This window comes from Corynebacterium sp. HMSC065D07, assembly GCF_001810695.1.
Lineage (GTDB): Bacteria > Actinomycetota > Actinomycetes > Mycobacteriales > Mycobacteriaceae > Corynebacterium > Corynebacterium hesseae.
Map to the genome: position 1 here is coordinate 81457 of NZ_KV802433.1, position 21067 is coordinate 102523.

18 protein-coding genes are annotated in these 21067 nt (G+C 63.0%); 14 read left to right on the forward strand and 4 right to left on the reverse strand.

Features of this window, described 5'->3' with window-relative positions; translation table 11 throughout:
* On the reverse strand, positions 1–933 hold the full coding sequence (locus HMPREF2760_RS03810; protein ID WP_070522298.1) for a LysR family transcriptional regulator: 933 nt from the start codon (positions 931–933) through the stop codon (positions 1–3).
* A gap of 76 nt (positions 934–1009) precedes the next feature.
* Here HMPREF2760_RS03810 and HMPREF2760_RS03815 point away from each other — a divergent pair, with 76 nt between their 5' ends.
* From HMPREF2760_RS03815 to ald, 6 genes are all read left to right on the forward strand, one after another.
* On the forward strand, positions 1010–3082 hold the full coding sequence (locus HMPREF2760_RS03815) for a bifunctional copper resistance protein CopD/cytochrome c oxidase assembly protein (RefSeq protein WP_070522295.1): 2073 nt from the start codon (positions 1010–1012) through the stop codon (positions 3080–3082).
* A gap of 205 nt (positions 3083–3287) precedes the next feature.
* Positions 3288–3878, forward strand: coding sequence for a single-stranded DNA-binding protein (locus tag HMPREF2760_RS03820; RefSeq protein WP_070522293.1), 591 nt, complete (start codon positions 3288–3290; stop codon positions 3876–3878).
* Between the two features lie 80 nt (positions 3879–3958).
* Positions 3959–5629 carry an energy-dependent translational throttle protein EttA gene (ettA, locus tag HMPREF2760_RS03825; RefSeq protein WP_070522290.1) on the forward strand — a complete coding sequence of 557 codons (1671 nt, stop codon included), beginning with the start codon at positions 3959–3961 and terminating at the stop codon, positions 5627–5629.
* A gap of 48 nt (positions 5630–5677) precedes the next feature.
* The gene (locus HMPREF2760_RS03830) at positions 5678–6136 is read left to right on the forward strand and encodes an acyl-CoA thioesterase (RefSeq protein WP_070522287.1); all 459 of its coding nucleotides are present in this window, start codon (positions 5678–5680) and stop codon (positions 6134–6136) included.
* 15 nt (positions 6137–6151) lie between these two features.
* A complete protein-coding gene (locus HMPREF2760_RS03835) occupies positions 6152–6811 on the forward strand; it encodes a DUF8185 domain-containing protein (RefSeq protein WP_070522283.1) in 660 nt (219 codons plus the stop codon).
* Positions 6812–6961: 150 nt separating this feature from the next.
* Positions 6962–8044 carry an alanine dehydrogenase gene (ald, locus tag HMPREF2760_RS03840; protein ID WP_070522280.1) on the forward strand — a complete coding sequence of 361 codons (1083 nt, stop codon included), beginning with the start codon at positions 6962–6964 and terminating at the stop codon, positions 8042–8044.
* Here the strand turns inward: ald and HMPREF2760_RS03845 are convergent.
* Both HMPREF2760_RS03845 and HMPREF2760_RS03850 read right to left on the reverse strand, forming a co-directional pair.
* Positions 8041–8430 carry a globin gene (locus HMPREF2760_RS03845; RefSeq protein ID WP_083304482.1) on the reverse strand — a complete coding sequence of 130 codons (390 nt, stop codon included), beginning with the start codon at positions 8428–8430 and terminating at the stop codon, positions 8041–8043. The two genes, ald and HMPREF2760_RS03845, sit on opposite strands and share 4 nt — an antisense overlap.
* Before the next feature lie 2 nt (positions 8431–8432).
* The gene (locus tag HMPREF2760_RS03850) at positions 8433–9434 is read right to left on the reverse strand and encodes a mechanosensitive ion channel family protein (protein ID WP_070522278.1); all 1002 of its coding nucleotides are present in this window, start codon (positions 9432–9434) and stop codon (positions 8433–8435) included.
* 115 nt (positions 9435–9549) lie between these two features.
* Between HMPREF2760_RS03850 and HMPREF2760_RS03855 the strand changes: the two genes are divergently transcribed.
* Positions 9550–10710, forward strand: coding sequence for a cystathionine gamma-synthase (locus tag HMPREF2760_RS03855; RefSeq protein WP_070522275.1), 1161 nt, complete (start codon positions 9550–9552; stop codon positions 10708–10710).
* Positions 10711–10760: 50 nt separating this feature from the next.
* Here HMPREF2760_RS03855 and HMPREF2760_RS03860 read toward each other — a convergent pair whose 3' ends face one another.
* Complete coding sequence (locus HMPREF2760_RS03860; protein ID WP_070522272.1) at positions 10761–12641, reverse strand: FAD/NAD(P)-binding protein; 1881 nt, start codon at positions 12639–12641, stop codon at positions 10761–10763.
* A 119-nt stretch (positions 12642–12760) separates the two neighbouring features.
* Here HMPREF2760_RS03860 and HMPREF2760_RS03865 point away from each other — a divergent pair, with 119 nt between their 5' ends.
* Genes HMPREF2760_RS03865 through HMPREF2760_RS03895 form a run of 7 tightly spaced genes read left to right on the forward strand, consistent with a single transcriptional unit; the run spans position 12761 to position 20616 of the window.
* Positions 12761–14401, forward strand: coding sequence for a TIGR04028 family ABC transporter substrate-binding protein (locus tag HMPREF2760_RS03865; protein ID WP_070596655.1), 1641 nt, complete (start codon positions 12761–12763; stop codon positions 14399–14401).
* Complete coding sequence (locus HMPREF2760_RS03870) at positions 14402–15382, forward strand: ABC transporter permease (RefSeq protein WP_070531501.1); 981 nt, start codon at positions 14402–14404, stop codon at positions 15380–15382.
* Positions 15379–16233 (forward strand): ABC transporter permease, encoded by an 855-nt coding sequence (locus HMPREF2760_RS03875; RefSeq protein WP_070596657.1) that lies wholly within the window; start codon positions 15379–15381, stop codon positions 16231–16233. The genes HMPREF2760_RS03870 and HMPREF2760_RS03875 overlap by 4 nt, the downstream gene beginning before the upstream one ends.
* A 1-nt stretch (position 16234) precedes the next feature.
* Positions 16235–17902: a dipeptide ABC transporter ATP-binding protein gene (locus tag HMPREF2760_RS03880; RefSeq protein ID WP_070596660.1), complete on the forward strand. Its 1668-nt coding sequence runs from the start codon at positions 16235–16237 to the stop codon at positions 17900–17902.
* Between the two features lie 30 nt (positions 17903–17932).
* Positions 17933–19120 carry an alkylhydroperoxidase domain protein gene (locus HMPREF2760_RS03885; protein ID WP_070596662.1) on the forward strand — a complete coding sequence of 396 codons (1188 nt, stop codon included), beginning with the start codon at positions 17933–17935 and terminating at the stop codon, positions 19118–19120.
* Between the two features lie 18 nt (positions 19121–19138).
* Positions 19139–19813: an SDR family oxidoreductase gene (locus HMPREF2760_RS03890; RefSeq protein ID WP_070596663.1), complete on the forward strand. Its 675-nt coding sequence runs from the start codon at positions 19139–19141 to the stop codon at positions 19811–19813.
* Between the two features lie 56 nt (positions 19814–19869).
* Entirely contained in the window at positions 19870–20616 is a 747-nt protein-coding gene (locus tag HMPREF2760_RS03895; RefSeq protein ID WP_070596667.1) for a GntR family transcriptional regulator, read from the forward strand.
* Positions 20617–21067 lie beyond the last annotated feature (451 nt).

Consider the following 21067-nt stretch of genomic DNA (forward strand, 5'->3'; position numbering starts at 1 on the left):
TTATCGGGCTACCACTGGCGTTGGCTCGGCGTTGGCGTTGAGGAGGACGTCGTTAAGCGTGCGCGCCGCTGGGCTCAGCGCACGGTCCGCGCGGTGGATGACGAGCGCTTGCACGGTCGGGAGGGCTTCCGCGATTCGCCGGAAGTGGACTCCCTGCTGGCCCAAAGCCTGCGCGGTGTGCGGCAGGAGGCTGATGCCGTAGTCGCCCGCCACGAGTGGCAACCCCGTTTGCAATGTGGGAACTTCTTGGACCGTGACGGGCTTGCTTAATGCCGACTTAGCCCACACCTGATCCATTGCTTCCGGCAAACCGCTGAGTTCCGGCCAGCGCGGCGGCAAGAGCCAGGTCTCAGCGCTCAGGTCGGTCAACCGCACGGGGTCAGGCAAGCCTTTTAGCCTCTCGGGGAGCGCGACGCGCACCTCAATTTCTGCGGCGCAGTCAATGGTGAGCTGCGCGCCGTAGTCTTGGCGGAAGCGCTGTGGGTTAGTGGTGAGGAGGATTCCTAACTCCGCTGAGCCATCCAGGACCTCTCTCAACGTGGCGGTTGGTTCTAAGTCCTTTAAGGAAACACTTACCTCCGGTGCGCGCTGGCGCATGCGGCACAGAATCTCAGGCATATAAAGCCAGTTGAACTCAGGGGCGGAGCATAACGTCACCGAGCCCGCGCTGCCGGATGCAATTTCGGCAAGGCGCGTGGTGGCGGTGGTAAGAAGGGAATCTATCGAGGTAGCGACGCCATAGAGGTAATCTCCGGCCTCTGTGGTTCGGACTCCACCGCGCCCGCGGGAGAGCAGCTTCACGTTGAGATCCTTTTCAAGTTTGCGCACGGTTAGGCTTAAAGAAGGTTGCGTGAGCTGCAGTGCTTCCGCAGCTTGCGTGAATGAACCGTGGTCCACAACGGACCGAAAATGGTGAAGCTGGCGAGAGTCCATAAGAGCAGACTACCCGAAAGCTGAGAAAAAACTACCTTTTAGGTAAGAGAACCTCCGTGGCGGTAGACTGCCCACCATGCACACTGAGAAAGAAACTCCCAGCTCACAGCGCTTTCGGGGGTCGGCGCGCTCGACGTCGGGAGCGCAGCCTTCCCGCTTGTTGAATCTTTCTTTCATCGTCTTCGCGGGCCTCGTGGGCGGAATTATTTCTCTGTTCTTTCTTGCGGACTCGCTCGCCGCCCTAGGCATCCCCGACCCAGGGCGCATGACAACGTTCGGCCTTCCCTTCTTCCGCGCTATCGCGTGGATGCTCATGGCGCTTTCGATCGGCTCCTTTATGTCGAGCGCCTTCTTTATTTACCCGGCGGTACCGGATAAGGACAACGAGCGTCTCATCAAGGCCACGCTCACCGTCGATGGGCACATCGCAGCGCGGACCGGCGCATGGGCGGCGGTGGGCGCCGCGGTGGTGTCTTTATTAGAGGTCCCTCTCGTCATGTCGGATCTCACCGGTACCCCGTTGGCTAAGGTTCTCAACCCGGAGCTCATGGGCATGGCAGTGGGGCAGATCGCGGCGTCGCAAGTCTGGCTGCTCACCGCAGCTATCGCAGTGGTTGTTGCCGTATCTGGTTTTGTCGCACGCACGTGGGCGGGCCAAGTCGGAACGTTTTTCTTGTCCTTGTTGCTGACGGTGCCTCTCGGGATGGAGGGCCACTCGGCTTCCGGTGGCGATCATGACTACGGTACGAACTCGCTGCTGCTGCACCTGTTCTTCATCATGCTCTGGGTCGGTGGACTCATGGGGCTCATCGCCCATGGCCGCCGCCTTGGCCCAGATATGGGTGTGGCGGTGCGTCGCTATTCCTCGGTCGCGTTGTTCTCCATCGTGGGGCTGGCAGCTACAGGCGTAGTTAATGCGCTGATTCGCGTTGAGTTCGGGGATCTGTTCACTACTCGGTACGGCCTGTTAGTGCTGAGCAAAGCGGTGCTCACCGTGGTGTTGGCAGCCATCGGCTTCGTGCACCGACGGGTTACCATCCCTCACTTGAAGAGTTCGCCGCGCCTGTTTATCAGGGTGGCTGTGGTTGAGGTTCTCATCATGGCGGCGACCGTTGGCGTAGCCATCTCGATGGGCCGTACGCCGCCCCCGCCGCCGCGGGACCCGAATCTCAACGCCATGCAGATTCTGCTGGGCTATGAGCTTTTCGACGCCCCCACCGCCACCAACGTGTGGACCATGTTCCGCTTTGATCTCATGTTTGGCTCGCTGGGGATCGTGCTGGCCGGCTTCTACCTGTACGCGCTGTGGCGCCTCAAGCGCCGCGGGCTGACGTGGTCGGCAGGACGCACTGCGTGGTTCCTTGTGGGAGCGCTGGGCATGACGCTGATTATGAGCAATGGCATCGGCTTGTATATGCCGGCGCTGTACTCCATGCACATGTTGGTGCACATGATTCTGTCCATGGCAGTCCCGCTGTGCCTTGTGCTGGGCGCTCCGGTGACCTTAGTGATGGAAGCTTTTGAGCCTGGGGAGCCGGGCAAGCCCACGCTTCACGACGCCGCCGTCGCCCTCACCAAGGCTCGTACCTTGCGCATTCTTACGCATCCAGCGGTCAACGTTGTGCAGTTCCTGGCTTTCCTTTACGTGCTCTACCTTTTCCCGAACTTTTATGAGCTCGCCATTTCGGAACACGCTGGGCACGTGATTATGAACTGGGTCTTCTTGATCTCTGGCTACATCTACTACTGGGAAGTTATTGGCCCGGACCCGTTGCCGTGGCGCGCGCCGACGGGCATTCGCCTGCTCATCCTCTTCGTGTCGATGCCCCTGCACCTTTTTGCCGGCGTCTACCTCATGCAGATGCAAGTCATTCTGGGCTTGGACTTCTATGAGTCCTTGAGCTTGCCGTGGCACCCGGACTTTGTCACGGACCAACGAACCGGCGGCGGTATTTCCTGGGGCTTCGGCCAATTCCCGCTGGTGATTGTGTTTGGTTCGCTATTCCTTGACTGGCTGCGGGAGGATCGTGCCACCGCTCGGCGCCATGATGCTAAGGCGGATATTGACGGCGATGCTGATTTGGAAAGCTATAACGCCATGCTCAAGCAGATGAGCGAAGGGGATGATTCCACCTTCCGCCAGCACTAGCGGGAGTGCCCACCCTGGGTGCGTGAAAAAGAGTGCTTACCGGGCGAAACGGATATGTTGTTGATGCTTTCAACAAGTTATCCACAGGTTGGCAGTGAGGTCATTGCGGGCGCGCTGATGGGTGGCGATGATGCGAGGTACGGGAGGCGCATCGCTTCCTCGCATTGAAAAGAGCACCAGCCACAAACAGCAAAGGAATCACGCAATGTCTCAATACCCAATTTCACTCACGGGGCGCCTGACTCACGACCCCCACCTGACCAAAATCAGCGAAACCATGTACAAGGCCCGCCTCCGCTTTGCTTCCTCGCGCAGCGTTCCGGAAAAGGATGACGAGGGCAAGACTGTGTGGCGGGAGCTGGACCTTAACTATATCGACGGTGAGGTGTGGGGCCAGTGCGCCATCAATGTTAAGAAGTCCCTGTTTAAGGGCATGCCGGTCTTTGTTATGGGCTCCATTGTCACGGACCGGTGGGAGGATAAGAACGGGGCAAAGCGCTCTAGGACCTATATCAAGATCGCCCACGTGGGCCTCGACCTCAACCGCTTCTGCATCACCTCCACCAAGATTGGTACTTCCTATGGTGAGGAGGGCAGCGAAGCCCTCTGGCTGGGGGAGAATCCGCCAGTACTGGATGTGGATTACACGGCACCGCCGAGTACTGCGGAGGATGAGGCATTGCCGGCTGCTCTGCAGTCGGGAGATACCCCGCAGGATACTGCGGCGGATCGTCAGCAAGCGCAGAGCGCGGCCGAAGCTCACCGCGAACCGGCGCCAGAAGAAGCTATGGCCTAAGGACGGGGGACTACCACCGCCCATGTGATGTACTCTTTGTACTGTTATTGACCAATCCTGACAGAAGTAAAGGGTGAAACATGGGCGAATTCATCTACACGATGAAAAACGTGCGTAAGGCCATCGGTGACAAGGTTATTTTGGACAATGTCACTATGGCTTTCTACCCGGGCGCCAAGATTGGCGTCGTGGGCCCCAACGGTGCAGGTAAGTCCTCGATCCTGAAAATTATGGCCGGCCTCGATCAGCCTTCCAACGGCGAGGCTTTCATTGACCCGGGCAAGACGGTCGGCATCCTCCTCCAGGAGCCGCCGCTCAACGAGGAGAAGACGGTCCGCGAGAACGTCGAAGAAGGCCTCGGGGAGATTTTCCAGAAGAAGCAGCGCTTCGAGGAGATCGCGGAAGAGATGGCCACCAACTACTCCGACGAGCTCATGGAAGAAATGGGCAAGCTACAGGAGGAGCTCGACCACGCGGATGCGTGGGAGGTTGACTCCAAGATCGAGCAGGCCATGGAGGCACTGCGCTGCCCGCCGTCTGATGACCCGGTGACTAACCTGTCCGGTGGTGAGCGCCGCCGCGTCGCGCTGGCCAAGCTGCTGCTGAGTGAACCGGATCTCCTGCTGCTCGACGAGCCCACTAACCACCTCGACGCCGAGTCCGTCCAGTGGTTGGAGAAGCACCTCGAGTCCTACCCGGGCGCCGTCCTGGCCGTGACCCACGACCGCTACTTCCTCGACCACGTTGCGGGCTGGATCTGTGAGGTTGATCGCGGCAAGCTCTACCCCTACGAGGGCAACTACTCCACTTACCTGGAGAAGAAGGCTGAGCGCCTCGAAGTTGCTGGTGCTAAGGACAAGAAGCTGCAGAAGCGCCTCAAGGAAGAACTCGCGTGGGTTCGTTCCGGTGCGAAGGCGCGCCAGGCCAAGAACAAGGCCCGTCTCCAGCGCTACGAGGAGATGGCTGCAGAAGCCGAGCAGTACAAGAAGCTCGACTTCGAGGAGATTCAGATTCCGACCCCGCCGCGCCTGGGCAACAAGGTTGTGGAGGTCAAGGACCTGACCAAGGGCTTCGATGGTCGCGTCCTTATTAAGGACCTGTCCTTCACCCTGCCGCGCAACGGCATCGTCGGTGTTATCGGCCCGAACGGTGTGGGTAAGTCCACCCTGTTCAAGACCATCGTGGGCCTGGAAGAGCCGGATTCCGGTTCTGTCACCGTCGGCGAGACCGTCAAGCTTTCCTACGTTGACCAGGGACGCGAAAACATCGACCCAGAGGCCACCGTGTGGGAGGTCGTCTCCGATGGGCTGGACTACATCCACGTTGGCCAGAACGAGATGCCGTCCCGCGCCTACCTCTCCGCATTCGGTTTTAAGGGCCCGGACCAGCAGAAGCCGTCTAAGGTTCTTTCCGGTGGTGAGCGCAACCGCCTGAACCTGGCCCTGACCCTCAAAGAGGGCGGCAACCTGATCCTCCTCGATGAGCCGACCAACGACTTGGACGTGGAAACCTTGGGCTCCCTGGAAAACGCGCTGGAAAAGTTCCCCGGCTGCGCCGTGGTTATTTCCCACGATCGCTGGTTCCTCGACCGCACCTGTACCCACATCCTGGCCTGGGAAGGCAATGTCGCGGAAGGCCAGTGGTTCTGGTTCGAGGGTAACTTCGGCGATTACGAGAAGAACAAGGTCGAGCGCCTCGGTGAGGACGCCGCCCGTCCGTCTCGCGTTACCCACCGCAAGCTCAGCCGCTAGGGCCGCTCAGCCCTAACACTCAAAGGAAATCTTCGGAAGGATTCTGGAATGCCCGCTCAGAATGTTGTGTCGGAGGAGACTAAGGACAACGTCCACGAGCTCACCGTGGGAGTGCGTTGGTCGGACTTCGACATGTACGGCCACATGATGAACGCCAACTTTATCGAGCTGGCGCAGGAAGCGCGCTTGGCCTTTGCCATGCACCACTTCTATTCACGTGGCCTAAACATGGTGGCTTTTGTTCGCCACATCGACGCGGACTATGTCCGCCCCATCAAGTGGGATGGACGGCATGGCACGGTGACGGTGGAGACCACGGTGGTGCGCCTTGGAGCCACGTCGTTTACCACTCGTCAGAAGATCAAGGACGCGCAAGGCCAGGTGGCCTGCGTCATCGACTGTGTGCAGGTCACCATTGATCCAGATACCCAGATGCCGCGGGAGGTTTCTGAGCAGGAGCGCACCATCATCCTGGAAAATGCTGTCGTCGAGTTGGACGAGCAGTAGGCGGCCAGCGCAATTATGGAGAGTGAATCCCTGACATTGCACAACGGCGGGGTGGGGCTACAGGCCCTCCTCGCTCGTGCGACGGGGCTGGATGCCTCAGCGACGGTGCGCTTGCGTCAATACGACGCCACCCACGTTGAGGTTTTTGTCACGACCCCCTTCGATGTCGTCGTAGCGCGGCGCTGCGAAGGCAACGTTGGTCGCGATGGGGCAGTGGTGTCGGCGCAGGCGCTTCTCGACGCCCTCCGCACCACCCCCGAACACCTTCTTGAAGAGGACGGGGCGGAGGTGCTTGATCTAGGCCCCGCGCGCGACCCCTCATGGCCGGGGGCCTTGCCGCCGGCAACGGGGTTTCGAGAGATTGATTCATTGCCTGTCGACGTCGTCCGTGACTTAGCGGATAAAGGCCGGCAGCTAGCCCGGCAATTCTCTGGTCCGATGGGCCCGCCGAAAGGCCTGTTGAATCAAACCGTGCTCACCGTGGAGAGCGCGGAGACCCAAGTAGAGATTCCTATGCGGATGATCTTCGCCTGCACGAGTTTGGGTCTCATTCCGGGCTTTGCTGCGTCACTCGATATCCCCCGCCATCTGCGCGTGGCGGGCAAGGGGCGGTGGGTTCGCCTCGACGCGCCCTATGGCAGTGTTTATCACTCCACGCGGCTGTCTTTGTTCTAAAACGTCTCCAGCCTCGCCGCCGCAGAGTCTGCGGCGGGGCACAGCACCGCGGGAAAACTGTGTGGTTTCTACGCCCGCAACGCAGCGTGATTTGCGTTACTATTAAGGGGTCGAATTCAGTTTCTTCAATAAAAGGAGATAGCTCGCACGATGCGTATTGCGGCACCCAAAGAAATCATGAACAACGAGAACCGCGTCGCTCTTACCCCGAGCGCTGCGCACGCACTCATCAAAGACGGCCATGAGGTTCTAGTGGAAACTGGGGCCGGAGAAGGCGCTTCTTTCCCAGACTCCGAGTACCAAGCCGTGGGGGCGACCATCGTCGCCACCGCTAAGGAGGCCTGGGCGGCGGACATGGTGGTCAAGGTCAAAGAACCGCTCGAGGCCGAGTATGGCTACCTGCGCGAGGATCTGCTGCTCTTCACTTATCTCCACCTGGCGGCGGACCGTTCGCTGACGGACGCCCTGGTTGAGGCCGGAACCACCGCCGTGGCCTATGAGACGGTTACCGATGCCCGCGGCACTCTGCCGCTTTTGACACCGATGTCCCAGGTGGCCGGGCGTCTCGCCGTCATTGAGGGAACTCACCATCTGTTGTCCACGCAGGGTGGGCGTGGCTTGCTGGTCTCCGGCGTGCCGGGTACCCAACCGGCGCGAGTGGTGGTCATCGGCGGCGGCCAGGTTGGCGCGTCCGCGGTGGCTATGGCGCACGGCCTGCGCGCGGAAGTCACGGTGCTCGACCTCGACCCACACGTCCTGCAGCGCTTCGATGAGCAGTACCAGGGCGGCGTGCGCACCCTGGTGTCGGACCCTGCCACGCTGGAAGCGGAGCTTCTCGCCGCCGACCTCGTCATCGGCGCCGTCCTCGTGCCCGGCGCTGCCGCCCCGAAGTTGGTTCGGGAGGACGTGGTCAAGCGCATGAAGAAGGGCGCCGTGCTTGTCGACGTTGCCATTGACCAAGGCGGCTGCTTCGAGAACTCCCACAAGACCTCGCACGATGAGCCAACCTTCAAGGTGCACGACACCCTCTTCTACTGCGTTGCCAACATGCCGGGCGCGGTGGCGAACACCTCCGCACGCGCACTCGGCTCGGCCACCTTGCCGTACATGCGCGCCCTGGCTGCCGGCGGCTTCGACGGTGCAGTCGAGCGCTTCCCGGGCTTGGCCAATGGTCTGATGACCCGCGGGGGAGAGCTGGTGTCCCAGCCCGTGAAGGAGGCCTTCGGGCTTTAGGGTGCGCGGTTGATGAGCATCGCCGCTACTCGCTCCATGTGGTCCCAAATCACCGCACGGTAGGCCGGCGGGATGGTCTCCTCGTCGATCTGCGCTAAGGAGTTGCCCATGAGCTCGAGCCAGCGATCATGGGCAGCCATATCGATGGGGTAGGGCGCGTGGCGCATGCGCAGGCGCGGGTGACCGCGATTCTCTGAGAAGAGCTGGGGTCCGCCCCAGTACTGCACGAGGAACCAGGTCAGGCGTTTTTCCGCGCCTTCCCAATCCTGCTGCGGGTACATCGGCCCGATGAGATCGTCTTCGCGCACCTGGGCGTAGAAACCACCGACGAGTTTCTCAAAGGTCTCCATTCCGCCGACGGCTTCGTACACGCTCGTTGGTTGCACGCCTAATCTTCCTTTCGCGTCAGGCTGGGTTCTTCCAAATCAAAGATAGCCATCCCCCGCGGGTAGGGCGTGGTAATTCCTTCCGTATGCATGGCGGTGAGGATTTTCGCCTGCATCGCGCGCTGCACATCCCATTGTTTGCCCGGTAGCGTCTTGACGGAAACGCGGTAGGACATGTGGTCAACTTCCAAACCGGACATGCCATTGACCGTAGGTTTGGCCAGGATGAAGCCCTTGATTTCGGGGTCGCGGGCGGCGTCCTCTGCTGCGGAGGTGATGACATCGACTGCGCGGGTGGGGTCGTTACTCAGTGCGATGGGCACTTGCACGCGGGCGACGGAGTAGCGGTCGGAATGGTTGGCCACCTGCAAGATTTCGCCGTTACGGACGTACCATAGCGCGCCATCGATATCGCGGACCGTGGTAATACGTAGGGAAATGGACTCCACGTCGCCGAAGACCCCGTTTCCGAGGTCGATGGTGTCACCGATGCCGTACTGGTCCTCCATGAGCATGAAAATGCCGGACAGGAAATCCTTGACCAGCGCCTGGGCGCCGAAACCAAGGGCGACACCAACCACGCCGGCTGAGGCTACGAGCGGGGCGACGTTGACTCCGAGCTTGTCCAAGATAGCGAGCGCTGCCCAGACCCAGACGAATATGGCAACCGCGGAGCGTCCAACGCCGGCGAGGGTCTGGATGCGGGAGGTGCGCCGAGCCTCCTGTGTTTGCTCGAGGACCTTGTCGGTTGTTTTGTGCGCTTTGCGCGGGGAGAGCGGCGAGCTGAGCTTGCCCTTCTTGATGCTGTTATCAGCCAGCTTGGTGATGAGCCGGCGCAGCAGCCAGCTGCCGATGATGGCGACGATGAGGATGAGCGCGATGCCGATGGGTTTGTCGATGAGCCAGGACTGCATGTTTTCTGTTTGCCACCAGCGGGTGACCGCGTCGACAGCCCCGTCGGTTGGCTCGGAGGAAGCGCTTAGGTATGTGGTTGGTCTGGTCACGTGTGTCCTTTCTGCTATCGCTCACGACTGACGCTTACCGATGGTAGGGAAGAGAGCTGAATATAAAAAGCTTGTCTTTCCCGCGACTGAACAGCTTGGTCTAGAATTGTGCCTCATGACTGACAACCGCACTCTTGGCTTTTCCTCCCGTTCCATCCATGCCGGTTACCAGCCGGATCCCTACATGGGATCCATCAACGTACCGATCTACGCCTCCACCACGTACCAGCAGGATGGCCTCGCGCAGCTGCGCGGCGGCTATGAGTACGGGCGAGTGGCTAACCCCACCGTTCATTCTCTGGAGAAGACCCTCGCGGCGCTCGAGAATGCCGAGTATGCGCGCTGTTTCGCCACGGGCATGGCGGCCGTCGATACCCTCATTCGGATTCTTGTTCGTCCAGGTGACCACGTCATCCTCGGCAACGATGCCTATGGCGGCATGTATCGCCTCCTGCACCATGATTATGGTGAGTGGGGTATCGAGCTGTCCATCGTCAATACCGCCGATGCCGCGGCGGTAGAGGCGGCGTTGAAAGAGAACACCAAGCTCATTTGGTTGGAGACCCCGACCAATCCGGCGACGACGATCACGGATATCGCCGCAGTCTCTGAGGTTGTTAAGGCGGCTACCGACGCTCAGATTGTCGTCGACAACACCTTTGCCACGCCCTACCTGCAGAATCCTTTGGAGCTGGGCGCGGATCACGTCCTGCACTCCACCACGAAGTACCTGGGCGGCCACTCGGATGTGCTGGGTGGTGCGGTCGTGACCAACTCCGCGGAGATGGATGAGCGCCTGCTCTATTTCCAGGGCAACGTCGGCGCGGTGTCCTCGCCTTTCGACGCCTACCTCACCGCCCGCGGCATCAAGACCTTGGAAGTCCGCATGGATCGCCACTGTTCCAATGCGCAGGCCGTGGCCGAGTTCCTGGAATCCCGCCCAGAGGTCAAGCAGGTTCTCTACCCGGGCCTGCCCTCGCACCCGGGCCATAAGCTGGCTAAGAAGCAGATGCGTGGCTTCGGCGGGATGCTGTCCGTGCGCTTCCACAGCGAGGAGCACGCCCGCCAGATTTGTCTCAACACCAAGCTCATCTCGCTGGCTGAGTCCCTTGGCGGTGTCGAGTCCCTCATTGAGCACCCACAGAACATGACGCACATTTCCGCTGAGGGCTCCGAGCTCGTGCCACCGGCAGACCTCGTGCGCATCTCGGTGGGCATCGAGTCCATCGATGACTTGCTCGCGGACCTGGAGCAGGCCCTCGACGCCCTTCACTAAAACCGCCGAAGCGCCAAGGTTTTGAGCCTCGGCGCTTTCGCTGTGTGTGATTAGAGGGAATTGAGCAGGGAGCCGGCCGTGCGGTCGGTTTCCTGCAGCATGAGTGGGTCCGTGCCGGGCATGGGGGAGATGGTGGTGTCCGGCCACTGCGAATAGGTGGGGATGCCCACGATGTGCAAGCGCGGGTCCTCGATGCCACCGGGGTTGACCACGCGGCGGTTCCACGTCGTCTCCGGCGAGCCGGTGGCCTGACCATGGTCGACGAACGCGCGAACACGCCCGTTGAGGGATACCGCCAGTGGGTCGCCGGCGCGGCGGACGTCGGGGGAGTGCATCCAGGCGTCGATAAGCCAGGTGGAGGAAGCCTCACCGTGCGCGGTACGCAGCGTGAACTTCTCGCCGATCTCTAGCTGGGGGCGCTGACCCAGGAAGGTGACGAGGCCGGCGTCGACAAGCGCGAGCAGCTGGCGCGTGCGGAAGAGCGGCGGGCCGGAGCCTACCATCTGTCCGAAGGCCATGAACTCCTTGTACGTGCTGGTGCGGGACTCCCATGTCATCCGGCCTTCTGAACCCGCAATCGAGGAGGGCTTGCGCGCGGCAGAGATGGCCCAGAGCGCGGACTTCAGCGGGGAATCGGCGGCGGCGACGGCCTCGATGATGTCGCGCGCTAAGCCTTCGGCGATGTACTCGGTGATCTCACCGTCGGTGAAATCGTCGAGTGGGTTCGCCCAATGCGCAAGATCCAAAGGCTGCGCGGAGGAGCCCTCGAGGGCTGCGGTGAGCTGGTCTGCCATGCCTGCTAGGTCGTTGGCATCCACCACAGTGGCATCGATGGTGGCGATGATATCCGCGAGGGGGCGCTGCAGGGCATCAGGCGCGACCCGCGCCTGGTTCTCGTAGTACTCGGCGTAGGCATCGCGCAGAATGTGCGGCAGCAACTGCGTGCCGAAGTCCAGCTCGACCTCCGGAACCAGTGCGGCCACCGCGGCGCGGAAACGGGTCAGCGCGGCCTTCGGCGGCAGCGCGTGATATTCCGACTTTGGGATATAAGGGTAGCCGCGGCCGGAGGAGACGATGAAGTGCGGCTCCTCACCGCTGGGCTCGTAGCGCAGCCCGGAGCGCGTGGAGGGATCCCCCACAAACTCACCACCGCGGTCGATGGTGAGCAGCGCCATGATGTCGAAGAAGCCCATGCCCAGGCCGCGGATCAGGACCTTCTCGCCCGCGGGGACCTCAGACACTGGCTGCTCGACGGGGTTATCTGGCCGCACCCAATGCAGATCCGAGTGCGCAGCCTCCGCCAGTGCGCGTTCGGATTCGCTGAGCGCCGGTACCTGCCAGCCGTAGGCCAGGACGGTGGCGTCGGCGGTGACGGTGGAGCCGTCGGAAAGTGTAATGGCGTCCTGCTCACCGCGCTCCTCCACGGACAGCGCGCGGGCGCGGTGCTGGACGACGTCCACGGTCTCCGGCAGCTGAGTCAGCGCAACCTCGAAGACCCACTCCAGGTAGGCGCCGTAAAGCGCGCGGGAAGGGTTGGACTCCGGGCGGGTTCGCGCGAGTTCCTCGGCAAAGGAAGCGGCTAGCTCCTCGCGCGGCGGGTGGGAATCATAAAGCTCCAGCTTGGCAGGCGCGATGTCGGGGCGCTCGCCACGCAGGAGCTGGATCCACTCGTAGAGGATGGGGCCCTCGAGGACCGGCGCGGTGGTGGTGGAGCTGGGCTCGGTGAACAGAGTGACCGCGCCGGCCAGCGTGTTCATGCACAACGTGCGGGTCTGCTCCGTATCCCAAATGCGGCCAGCGCCCAGCGGGGCATCATCGATGATGTGGAGGTGCAGGGGTGACTCAAGGGGGGTCGCGCGCAGGTGGGCCGCGAGGCGCTCGACCAGCGAGATGCCGCGTGGGCCGGCCCCGACGATGGCGATGGAGGGCATAAAGATCAACCTCAAACATTTAGACTGTGCTGTCTAGTGGAATAATACCGGTCAGTATACGTTGTGTTAAATCCGTAGACACAATTCAAACCGACTATCTACTCTCTGAAAGCAATACCGTGAAAACCCTACGCGCACTCGCCGCCACCCTGGCAGCAGTCCTCGCCTTAGCTGGCTGCTCCGCCGCGGAGCGGCCGGACGGGGAGGACAACGTCCTCACCTACCTAGAGCCGCAGTTCTTCCGCACGCTCTACCCGCCGGCCGCCGGCTTTTATCCCAACGGCGGCGTGGTCAACCAGCTGACCGATCGCCTCCTGTACCAAGACCCCGAGACCCTCGAGCTCTCGCCGTGGATCGCCACGGAGATGCCCAAGGTCAACGCGGATGCCACGGAGTACACGTTCAACATTCGCACCGACGTCACCTACTCCGATGGCTCCCCGCTGACCGCCGAAAACGTCGTGGCCAACTTCGACCTCTTCGGCCGCGGCGATAAGTCCCGCACGCTGACCAGCTCAGAGCAGATCGCCAACTATGACCACGGCGAGGTCGTGGACGAGGACACCGTGAAGTTCTACTTCACCCAGCCTTCCCCGGGGTTCCTCCAAGCCACCTCTGCCTATAACGCCGGCCTGCTCTCCGATTCCACGCTGGCCTTGGACAACGAGGGCTTCGGCCCCGGCAACGCGGTCAACGTCATTGGCTCGGGCCCCTTCGTGGTGGAATCGGAAGAAATCGGCACCGACCTTAAGCTCAAGACCCGCGAGGACTACGACTGGGCCCCGCCGGCCGTGAAGCACCAAGGGCGCGCGGAGATCGACGGCGTCCACTACATCCTCGCCGCCGAGGAATCCGTGCGCACCGGCGCTATTCTCTCCGGTCAGGCCGATATCGCCCGCCAAATCTCCGCCCCGCAGGAGTCGCTGCTGAAAGAACAAGGCGTTGACATCGTCTCGCGCGGCACGAACTCCATGAACAACCAGTTCGCCTTCCGCTTTAACCACCCGTTGCTGCAGGACAAGCGCGTGCGCGAGGCCATCATCCACGGCGTGGACCGCGAGGAAATCCTCCGCGTGCTCTTCTCCGAGTCCTACCCGCTGGCCACCTCCACGGTGGCCAAGACCGGCCTGGCCTACAAGGACCAGTCCGCCGCTTATACCTTCGACCCCGAGGAATCCAAGCGCCTCCTCGACGAGGCCGGCTGGGAGCCCGGCCCCGACGGCATCCGCGTCAAAGACGGCCAGCGCCTCGTCCTGCGCACCAACACCGCCTTGCCGCAGCCGCGCTCCAAGGAAGTCATGACCATGGTGCAGGACCAGCTGGGTGAGCTGGGCATCGGCATCCAGGTCAACGCCGGCGACCAGGCCACGCAGAACGCCGATGCCAAGGACGTTGACAAGGTGCAGATCTACCACTCGATGGTGGGCCGCGCCGACTACGACGTCATCACCTCGCTCTACGGCATCAACAACCGCGACGCCTTCCTCAACCAAGACGCGGAGGGCACCCCAATCGACGCGCACCTGCAGGAGCTTCTCGACGCCGTCCTCGACACCCCCGACAAGGAAGGCCGCATCAAGGCCACGGAAGAAGTCCAGGACTACATCACCGAGCAGGCCTATGCGCTGCCGCTCTTTGAGGAGCCCGTGGTCTACGCCGTCCGGCCGGGTATTTCGGGCTTCAGCCCGGAATCGGTGGCGCGCCCGTGGTTCTACGAGGTGTCCATCGACGCCGCGGCATCGGATGAGGAGGAGAAATAAATGACAACCCGCCAACTCTTCAGCCGCATTGGGCAGGCCCTCCTCGTGCTGCTCATTACCTACACCGTGGCCTTTGTGCTCCTGTCGGCGCTGCCATCGGATGCCGTCCAGTCGCGCTTCGGCGACCCTGCCCTGGGCCTGTCCCAGGCGGAGATTGACGCCATCCGGGAGGAGATGGGCGTCGACAAGCCGCTCGTGGTGCAATACTTCACGTCTCTGGGTGGCTTCCTCACCGGGCACTTCGGCAACTCCACGCAGTCGGGCGCTCCGGTAGCCACGCTGCTTGCCGACGCCCTTCCCCACACCCTCATCCTCGCCGCCAGCGCCATCGTTCTCGCACTCATCGTGGCCGTGCTCGTGGCCTTTGTGGCCACGCTGCCGGGGCTTGGCGCCATCGGTTCTTTCTTCCGGGGTCTGCCTTCCTTCATGGTCTCGCTGCCCGGCTTCTGGATTGCCATCCTGCTCATCCAGTTCTTTTCCTTCCAGTTGGGCTGGGTGCGCGTCATTGAACCCGGCAGCGTGGAGGGCCTCATCCTGCCTACCTTGACGCTCTCGGTACCTATGGCCGCGCCGCTCATTCAGGTGTTGATCCGCTCCATCGATGAGACGCAATCGCGGCCCTTCGTCCAGGCGGTGCGCGCACGCGGCGCCTCGGAGGCGTGGATCTTCTGGCGAACTGTCCTGCGCAATTCGCTGCTGCCCACCTTGACCATGGCGGGCCTGCTCTTCGGTGAGCTCGTCGGCGGTGCCGTGGTGACCGAGACCGTCTTTGGCCGCACCGGCTTGGGCTACATGGTGGCGCAGGCCGTGGCGAACCGCGATACCCCGGTGCTGCTGGCCGTGGTTCTCATCGCTGCGACCTCCTACATCATCATCAACCTCGTGGTGGACCTGCTCTACCCGGTGCTGGATCCGCGCCTGCGCGCCAGCGCCCCGGAGCGCCGCGCTGCCGCTGCTGAAGAAAGGACGGTGCGCTCATGAGCATGACGCACACCAATCCGCTGCGTTCTTCACGAGCGCCGCGCCGCCACACTGCGAATCCCTGGCTCGCGCCGGGTTCCATCATCGCCATCGTGGTCCTCGTGATCGCTTTCCTGGCCGCGCTTTTCCCAAGTTTGTTCACCTCGGCCGACCCCTATGCGGGCACCGATGTGGCCCTGTTGCCGCCGGGGGAGTCCGGCCACCTCATGGGCACGGACGCGGTGGGCCGCGATCTCTACGCGCGCATTGTTTATGGTGCCCGCCAGTCGCTGCTCGGCGCGCTGATCGCCGTGGCCGTCGGCCTGGTCGTCGGCACGCTCATCGGTTTGCTCGCCGGCTCCCTCCGAGGAGCGGTGGACACCGTCCTCATGCGCGTGGTCGACGTGCTGCTGTCCATCCCCGGCATCCTGCTGTCGCTGTCCATCATCATCGTTCTGGGCTTTGGCTCCGTGCAGGCGGCGGTGGCTGTCGGTGCGACGTCCGTGGCGACCTTCGCCCGTTTGGCCCGCTCCCAGGTGATCACCGTGGCCAGCTCGGACTACATCGAGGCCGCATACGGCGCCGGTGCCACCCACGCCACGGTGCTCTTGCGCCACATCCTTCCCAACTCACTCACCCCTGTGATCGCCCTGGCCACCCTGCAGTTCGGCACCGCGATCCTGCAGCTGTCCATCCTCGGCTTCCTGGGCTACGGCGCCCCGCCGCCGACCCCGGAATGGGGCCTCATTATCGCCGAGGGCCGTGACTTCATGGCCACCGCCTGGTGGCTCATCATCCTGCCCGGCATCGCGCTGGTCGCCGTGGTGATGTCCGCCAACCGCCTGTCCCAAAACTTCCCCGTGGAGGCCTAACATGTCTGTTACAAAAAATGCAGCGCAGCCCCTGCTGCGCGTGCGGGACCTCAACGTGTCCTATTCCACCGCAGGTGGTGACGTTTCCGCCGTGCAAGGCGTCAACCTCGAGGTTCACCCGGGGCAGATGACCGCCATCGTGGGCGAGTCCGGCTCCGGCAAGACCACCTCCGCCATGGCAGCCATCGGCTTGCTGCCCTCGAATGCCACCATCGATGCCGGAACCATCACCTTCGATGGCCGCGATATCACCTCGCTGCGTCGCCGCGAGTGGCGTGAGCTGCGTGGGCGGCGCATCGGCCTCATCCCGCAGGACCCCAATAACTCCCTCAACCCAGTGCAGACCATCGGCGCCTCGGTGGAGGAGGGGCTGCGCATCCACAAGGTTGGTACTGCGGCCGAGCGCAAGGCCAAAGCACTGGAACTGCTGGAGCGCGTCGGCATCGATGATCCCCAGCGCCGCTATCACCAGTACCCGCACGAGCTGTCCGGCGGCATGAAGCAGCGCGTGCTCATCGCCGCCGCCGTAGCGCTGGAGCCCGACCTCATCATCGCCGATGAGCCCACCTCCGCGCTGGATGTCACCGTGCAGAAGATCATCCTCGATCTCCTCGATGACATGCGCGCGGAGCTCGGCATGGGCATCCTCTTCATTACCCACGACTTGGCGGTGGCCGGTGACCGCGCCGACCGCGTCGTGGTCATGGAATCCGGCCAGCTGCGCGAGGAGGGCCTGGCCGCCACGGTGCTGACGAACCCGCGCCACGACTACACCAAACGCCTGCTTGCCGACGCCCCCTCCCTCACCGTCGCCGACGCCGGCCGAGCAGCTACTTCGCGCAACGCCGTCGTCAAGACCGACACAACCACTGACCGCACCGCGGGCGAACCCTTAGTGCGGGTGGAAGGCCTGACCCAGCGTTTCGGTAATTTCACCGCCGTCGATGACATCTCCTTCACCGTGGCCAAGGGCTCGACCCACGCCATCGTGGGCGAGTCCGGCTCCGGCAAGACCACGACGGGGCGCAGCATCGCCATGTTCAACACCCCGACATCGGGCAACATCACCGTGGGCGGGCGCGACATCGTGGGTCTGCGCGGCAAGGCCTTGCGTGAAGAGCGTAACAACATCCAGCTGGTCTACCAGAACCCCTACGGTTCCTTGGACCCCAAGCAGACGATTGGCCAGACGGTAGCGGAGCCGCTGCGGAACTTGAAGGGGGTGCGTGCAAGCGCGGCCAAGGAAAAGGCCAAGGAGTTCTTGGACCTGGTGGCGCTGAACCCGGACTACTACGACCGCCGTCCGCGCGAGCTCTCCGGCGGCCAGCGCCAACGCGTGGCCATCGCGCGCGCCATGATCGTGGAACCGGAGCTGGTCATCCTCGACGAGGCAGTATCCGCCCTCGACGTCACCGTGCAGGCCCAGATTCTGCGACTGCTGGCCCGGCTGCAGGAGGAGCTCGGCCTGACCTACATTTTCATCTCGCACGACCTCGCGGTGGTCAACCAAATCTCCGATACCGTCTCGGTGCTCTCGAAGGGGCAGCAGGTGGAATCTGGTCCCACGGCCGAGGTCTTTAGCAACCCACAATCACCGTTTACCCAAAAACTCATCGAGGCCATCCCCGGCTCCCGCTACCGCGCCGGCGACCTCAACCTGGGTCTGTAGCCTGGGGCGAACACAAGAAAGGAATCATTCATGGCAGACATCATTAACCTGTTGGCGGGTGTTGAGGGGGACGTCGCCAAGCTGCGCGAGCGCCGGCCCGAGGCCAAGGAGAACGCACAGGCCTCCTTCGCCGCGCTCCTTGAGCCTTCAACGCCCGGCACGTTCAGCTATGCGGAGCGCTACGCCATCGCCACCTTCGTTGCGGGCGTGTATCAGGCGACGCCTGCCGTCGCCTTTTATTCCGACCTGCTGGCGGAGGAGTCGGAGGAGCTTGCCGCCGAAATATCCCGCGCGGTGGAGCGCGGCATCACCACCGGCCCGTACATCGATGGCGGATTCACGCTTTTCGACGGCTCCCCGCGCCTTGCCGCCGCCCTCGACTTCGCCCACCTGCTGGTCTTCCACCCCAAGGATGCTTCTCCGGCTGCGATTGGTCACCTGCAGGCGGCCGGCTGGTCCGACGATGACATCGTGACGCTGGCGCAGCTGGTCAGCTTCCTGTCTTTTCAACTGCGCGTGGCGCACGGCCTCTCCGTGCTTGCCGGTACCGCGCAGCCCGCGCCCGTGACTGAGGCGCCGCGTCCCACCCAGACCCCGGAGTGGGTGCCGGGGGAGGGGACGCTGGTGCCGGACGTCGCCAAGCCGCAGGGCTTCGTGGCGCACTCGCTGGGCTGGAAGCCGTGGGTGCCGCCGCAGCCGAAGGAGGAGTTCACGGAGGTGCAGCGTGACGCGCTCATTAAGCCCGAGCGCATCGACATGGAGTATTTCCGCCTGCTGGCCCGCGACCCGGCCGCACTCAAGGCGCGCACGCTCACGGACCTGGACATCTTCTACAACACCGACGGCGGACTCGGCCGCGCCGAGCGTGAGCTGGCCGCCACGGTGGTATCGCGTCTCAACGGTTGCGAGTACTGCGCGTCGGTGCACCAGCAGCGCGCCAAGGAAGAGGGCGGTGACGCCGCGGCGATTGACCGTCTGCTCGAGGAGGGCGTAGATGCTGACCTGGGCTCGGCGCAGTGGTCCGCCATTCGCGATGCCGCCCTGGCCCTGACCGAGTCACCCTTTGCCTTCGACGCCTCCCACGTTGAACGCCTCGAGGCCGTGGGATTCGATACCCTAGCCATCATCGATGTCATCAACTCCACCGCGTTCTTCAACTGGGCCAACCGCCTGATGCTGACGCTGGGGGAGCCGGATGTGCCGAAGCGCTTCCGCTAACGAGAAGGAGGAACAACCATGGTGAAAACTGCCGTTGTAACTGGTGCGACGGGTGGAATGGGCGCGGAGATCATCAAGGACCTTGCCCGGGACCACCGCGTGTATGCCCTGGGGCGGCGCGCCGGGGAGCTGCCGGAGGCGGAGAACATCGTGCCGGTGGCAATTGACTTGCTGTCGCTGCTCGACGGCTCACCGCTTCCCGCCGAACTGGCTTCGCTGGAGCGCGTGGACGTGCTCGTGCACGCGGCGGCGCGGGCGGATAAGCGCTCGGTGGAGAGCGCTCGGCCGGAGGATTGGCGCGCGCAGATGGACCTCAACGTTCACGTGCCAGCCGAGCTGACCCGCCTGCTTCTGCCCGCGCTGCGCGCGGCGGAAGGGCTTGCGGTGTTCATTAACTCCGGTGCCGGCATTCACTCCTATGGTGACAACGTCATTTACGCCGCCACGAAGCATGCTTTGTACGCGCTTGCCGACGGCTTGCGCCTCGGCGAGCTCGGCATCCGCGTGTCCACCGTCGCGCCAGGCCCGACGGATACCCCGATGCTGCAGGGCCTGCAGGATTACAACCCAGAGCATGTCATCGCTCCTGTGGAGGTGGCGAAGGCTATCCGCGCCACCGTTGATGCTGGCCCGACGACGCAGCTTACGGAGATTCGCGTGCGCCCGCGTATTGAGTTGAATCAGCGCAAGTAGGAGCCGCGTTTTCTCTCAAGATGCGAAAAACGCAGCGCACGGTACAGTGATGAGGCGTGTCCACCTCTCAACGTCGCCGCCCCGCCTATTTGGTGATCGCGGATTCGCTGCGGAGCAAGATTGAATCCGGCGAACTGAAGCCGGGTGACCGCTTTCCCACGGAGCGGGAGTTAGTCCAGGAATACAAGGTGGCGCGCATGACGGTGCGCCACGCGCTGGACATCGTCCAGATCGAAGGTCTCATTGACCGCAAGCGCGGGCGCACCGGTGGCACCTTCGTGCGTGCCACCCCGCCGACGCTGAGCCTGACGAGCGGGCGAAGTGCCCTCGACCAGCTGCGTGAACATGGCCTCGATGTTGAGGTGCGGGTGTTGTCGCTGACGCTGATTGAGGTGCCTGGGCATCTCGCTTCCTCCTTCGGGATTGAGGAAGGCGATTCCGTGTGGGAATGCCGCGCGGTGCAGTTGACCGAGGGCTCGCCCATCATGGCCTCCACCCTTTTTATCCCGCAGGCCTTGGCCTCGGACCTCACGGAAGAGGACGTCCAGAAGCCGCTGACCGAGCTGTTGACGGAGCTTGACCTGGTGCCCGTGTTTAAGCGGGACTCCCTCGTGGCCGCCACCGCGCGCACGGAGGAGCAGAAGGCCCTTGGAGTGGGTCGGAACCAACCCGTCTTGCGCATTACACGAACCGTTAAGGCGGAGGGCGGCGTCGTGGCTGCTCAGTTGGAAGAGACCCTGCGCCCTGATGCCGTCACGGTGGAGGTCGTCATCGGCGAGGATCCCACGCCGGTACTCGACTAACCACCTCTGGTCTTCGCCCCAACGCGGTCAGCCGCCGCAAGGCTCGGCCTGCTCGAGCTGCATCAGTGCACGACAGCAAACCCGTCAACCATTTTCCGGTTGGCGGGCTTCGCCTTTTAAGGGCTTAAGGTTCTTGCCGTCACGACCCTGCTGCACCTAGCGGCAAATGAATCGTTGTGTGGGATCGCCGGTATCCCCGTCAACCTGTCTTGGGTCGACGGGTGCACAGTCTCGAAGGATCGCCGATGTGCCCGTCAACGGTTCTGTTGTTGACGGGGCCGGTGGTTGGCGCTGTCCTTGCTGCGTTAGGTGGTTGGGGGTGTTAGCTGCTGCCGGGTGGTGGGTCTGGTGGTTGTTGTGGCGTTGTGTCTGGGGTTTGGGCTGGTGCTGTGGCCTGGGTCTTTGTGGCTGTTTCCCGTTCGGCGTTGAGTCTGGCTAGTGCTTCTTGGTA

Bases quoted from the DNA above. Each gene is read 5' to 3' on its own strand.
- HMPREF2760_RS03810 (WP_070522298.1), bottom strand. From the start codon at position 933: ATGGACTCTCGCCAGCTTCACCATTTTCGGTCCGTTGTGGACCACGGT.
- HMPREF2760_RS03815 (WP_070522295.1), top strand. From the start codon at position 1,010: ATGCACACTGAGAAAGAAACTCCCAGCTCACAGCGCTTTCGGGGGTCG.
- HMPREF2760_RS03820 (WP_070522293.1), top strand. From the start codon at position 3,288: ATGTCTCAATACCCAATTTCACTCACGGGGCGCCTGACTCACGACCCC.
- ettA (WP_070522290.1), top strand. From the start codon at position 3,959: ATGGGCGAATTCATCTACACGATGAAAAACGTGCGTAAGGCCATCGGT.
- HMPREF2760_RS03830 (WP_070522287.1), top strand. From the start codon at position 5,678: ATGCCCGCTCAGAATGTTGTGTCGGAGGAGACTAAGGACAACGTCCAC.
- HMPREF2760_RS03835 (WP_070522283.1), top strand. From the start codon at position 6,152: ATGGAGAGTGAATCCCTGACATTGCACAACGGCGGGGTGGGGCTACAG.
- ald (WP_070522280.1), top strand. From the start codon at position 6,962: ATGCGTATTGCGGCACCCAAAGAAATCATGAACAACGAGAACCGCGTC.
- HMPREF2760_RS03855 (WP_070522275.1), top strand. From the start codon at position 9,550: ATGACTGACAACCGCACTCTTGGCTTTTCCTCCCGTTCCATCCATGCC.
- HMPREF2760_RS03860 (WP_070522272.1), bottom strand. From the start codon at position 12,641: ATGCCCTCCATCGCCATCGTCGGGGCCGGCCCACGCGGCATCTCGCTG.
- HMPREF2760_RS03870 (WP_070531501.1), top strand. From the start codon at position 14,402: ATGACAACCCGCCAACTCTTCAGCCGCATTGGGCAGGCCCTCCTCGTG.
- HMPREF2760_RS03875 (WP_070596657.1), top strand. From the start codon at position 15,379: ATGAGCATGACGCACACCAATCCGCTGCGTTCTTCACGAGCGCCGCGC.
- HMPREF2760_RS03880 (WP_070596660.1), top strand. From the start codon at position 16,235: ATGTCTGTTACAAAAAATGCAGCGCAGCCCCTGCTGCGCGTGCGGGAC.
- HMPREF2760_RS03885 (WP_070596662.1), top strand. From the start codon at position 17,933: ATGGCAGACATCATTAACCTGTTGGCGGGTGTTGAGGGGGACGTCGCC.
- HMPREF2760_RS03890 (WP_070596663.1), top strand. From the start codon at position 19,139: ATGGTGAAAACTGCCGTTGTAACTGGTGCGACGGGTGGAATGGGCGCG.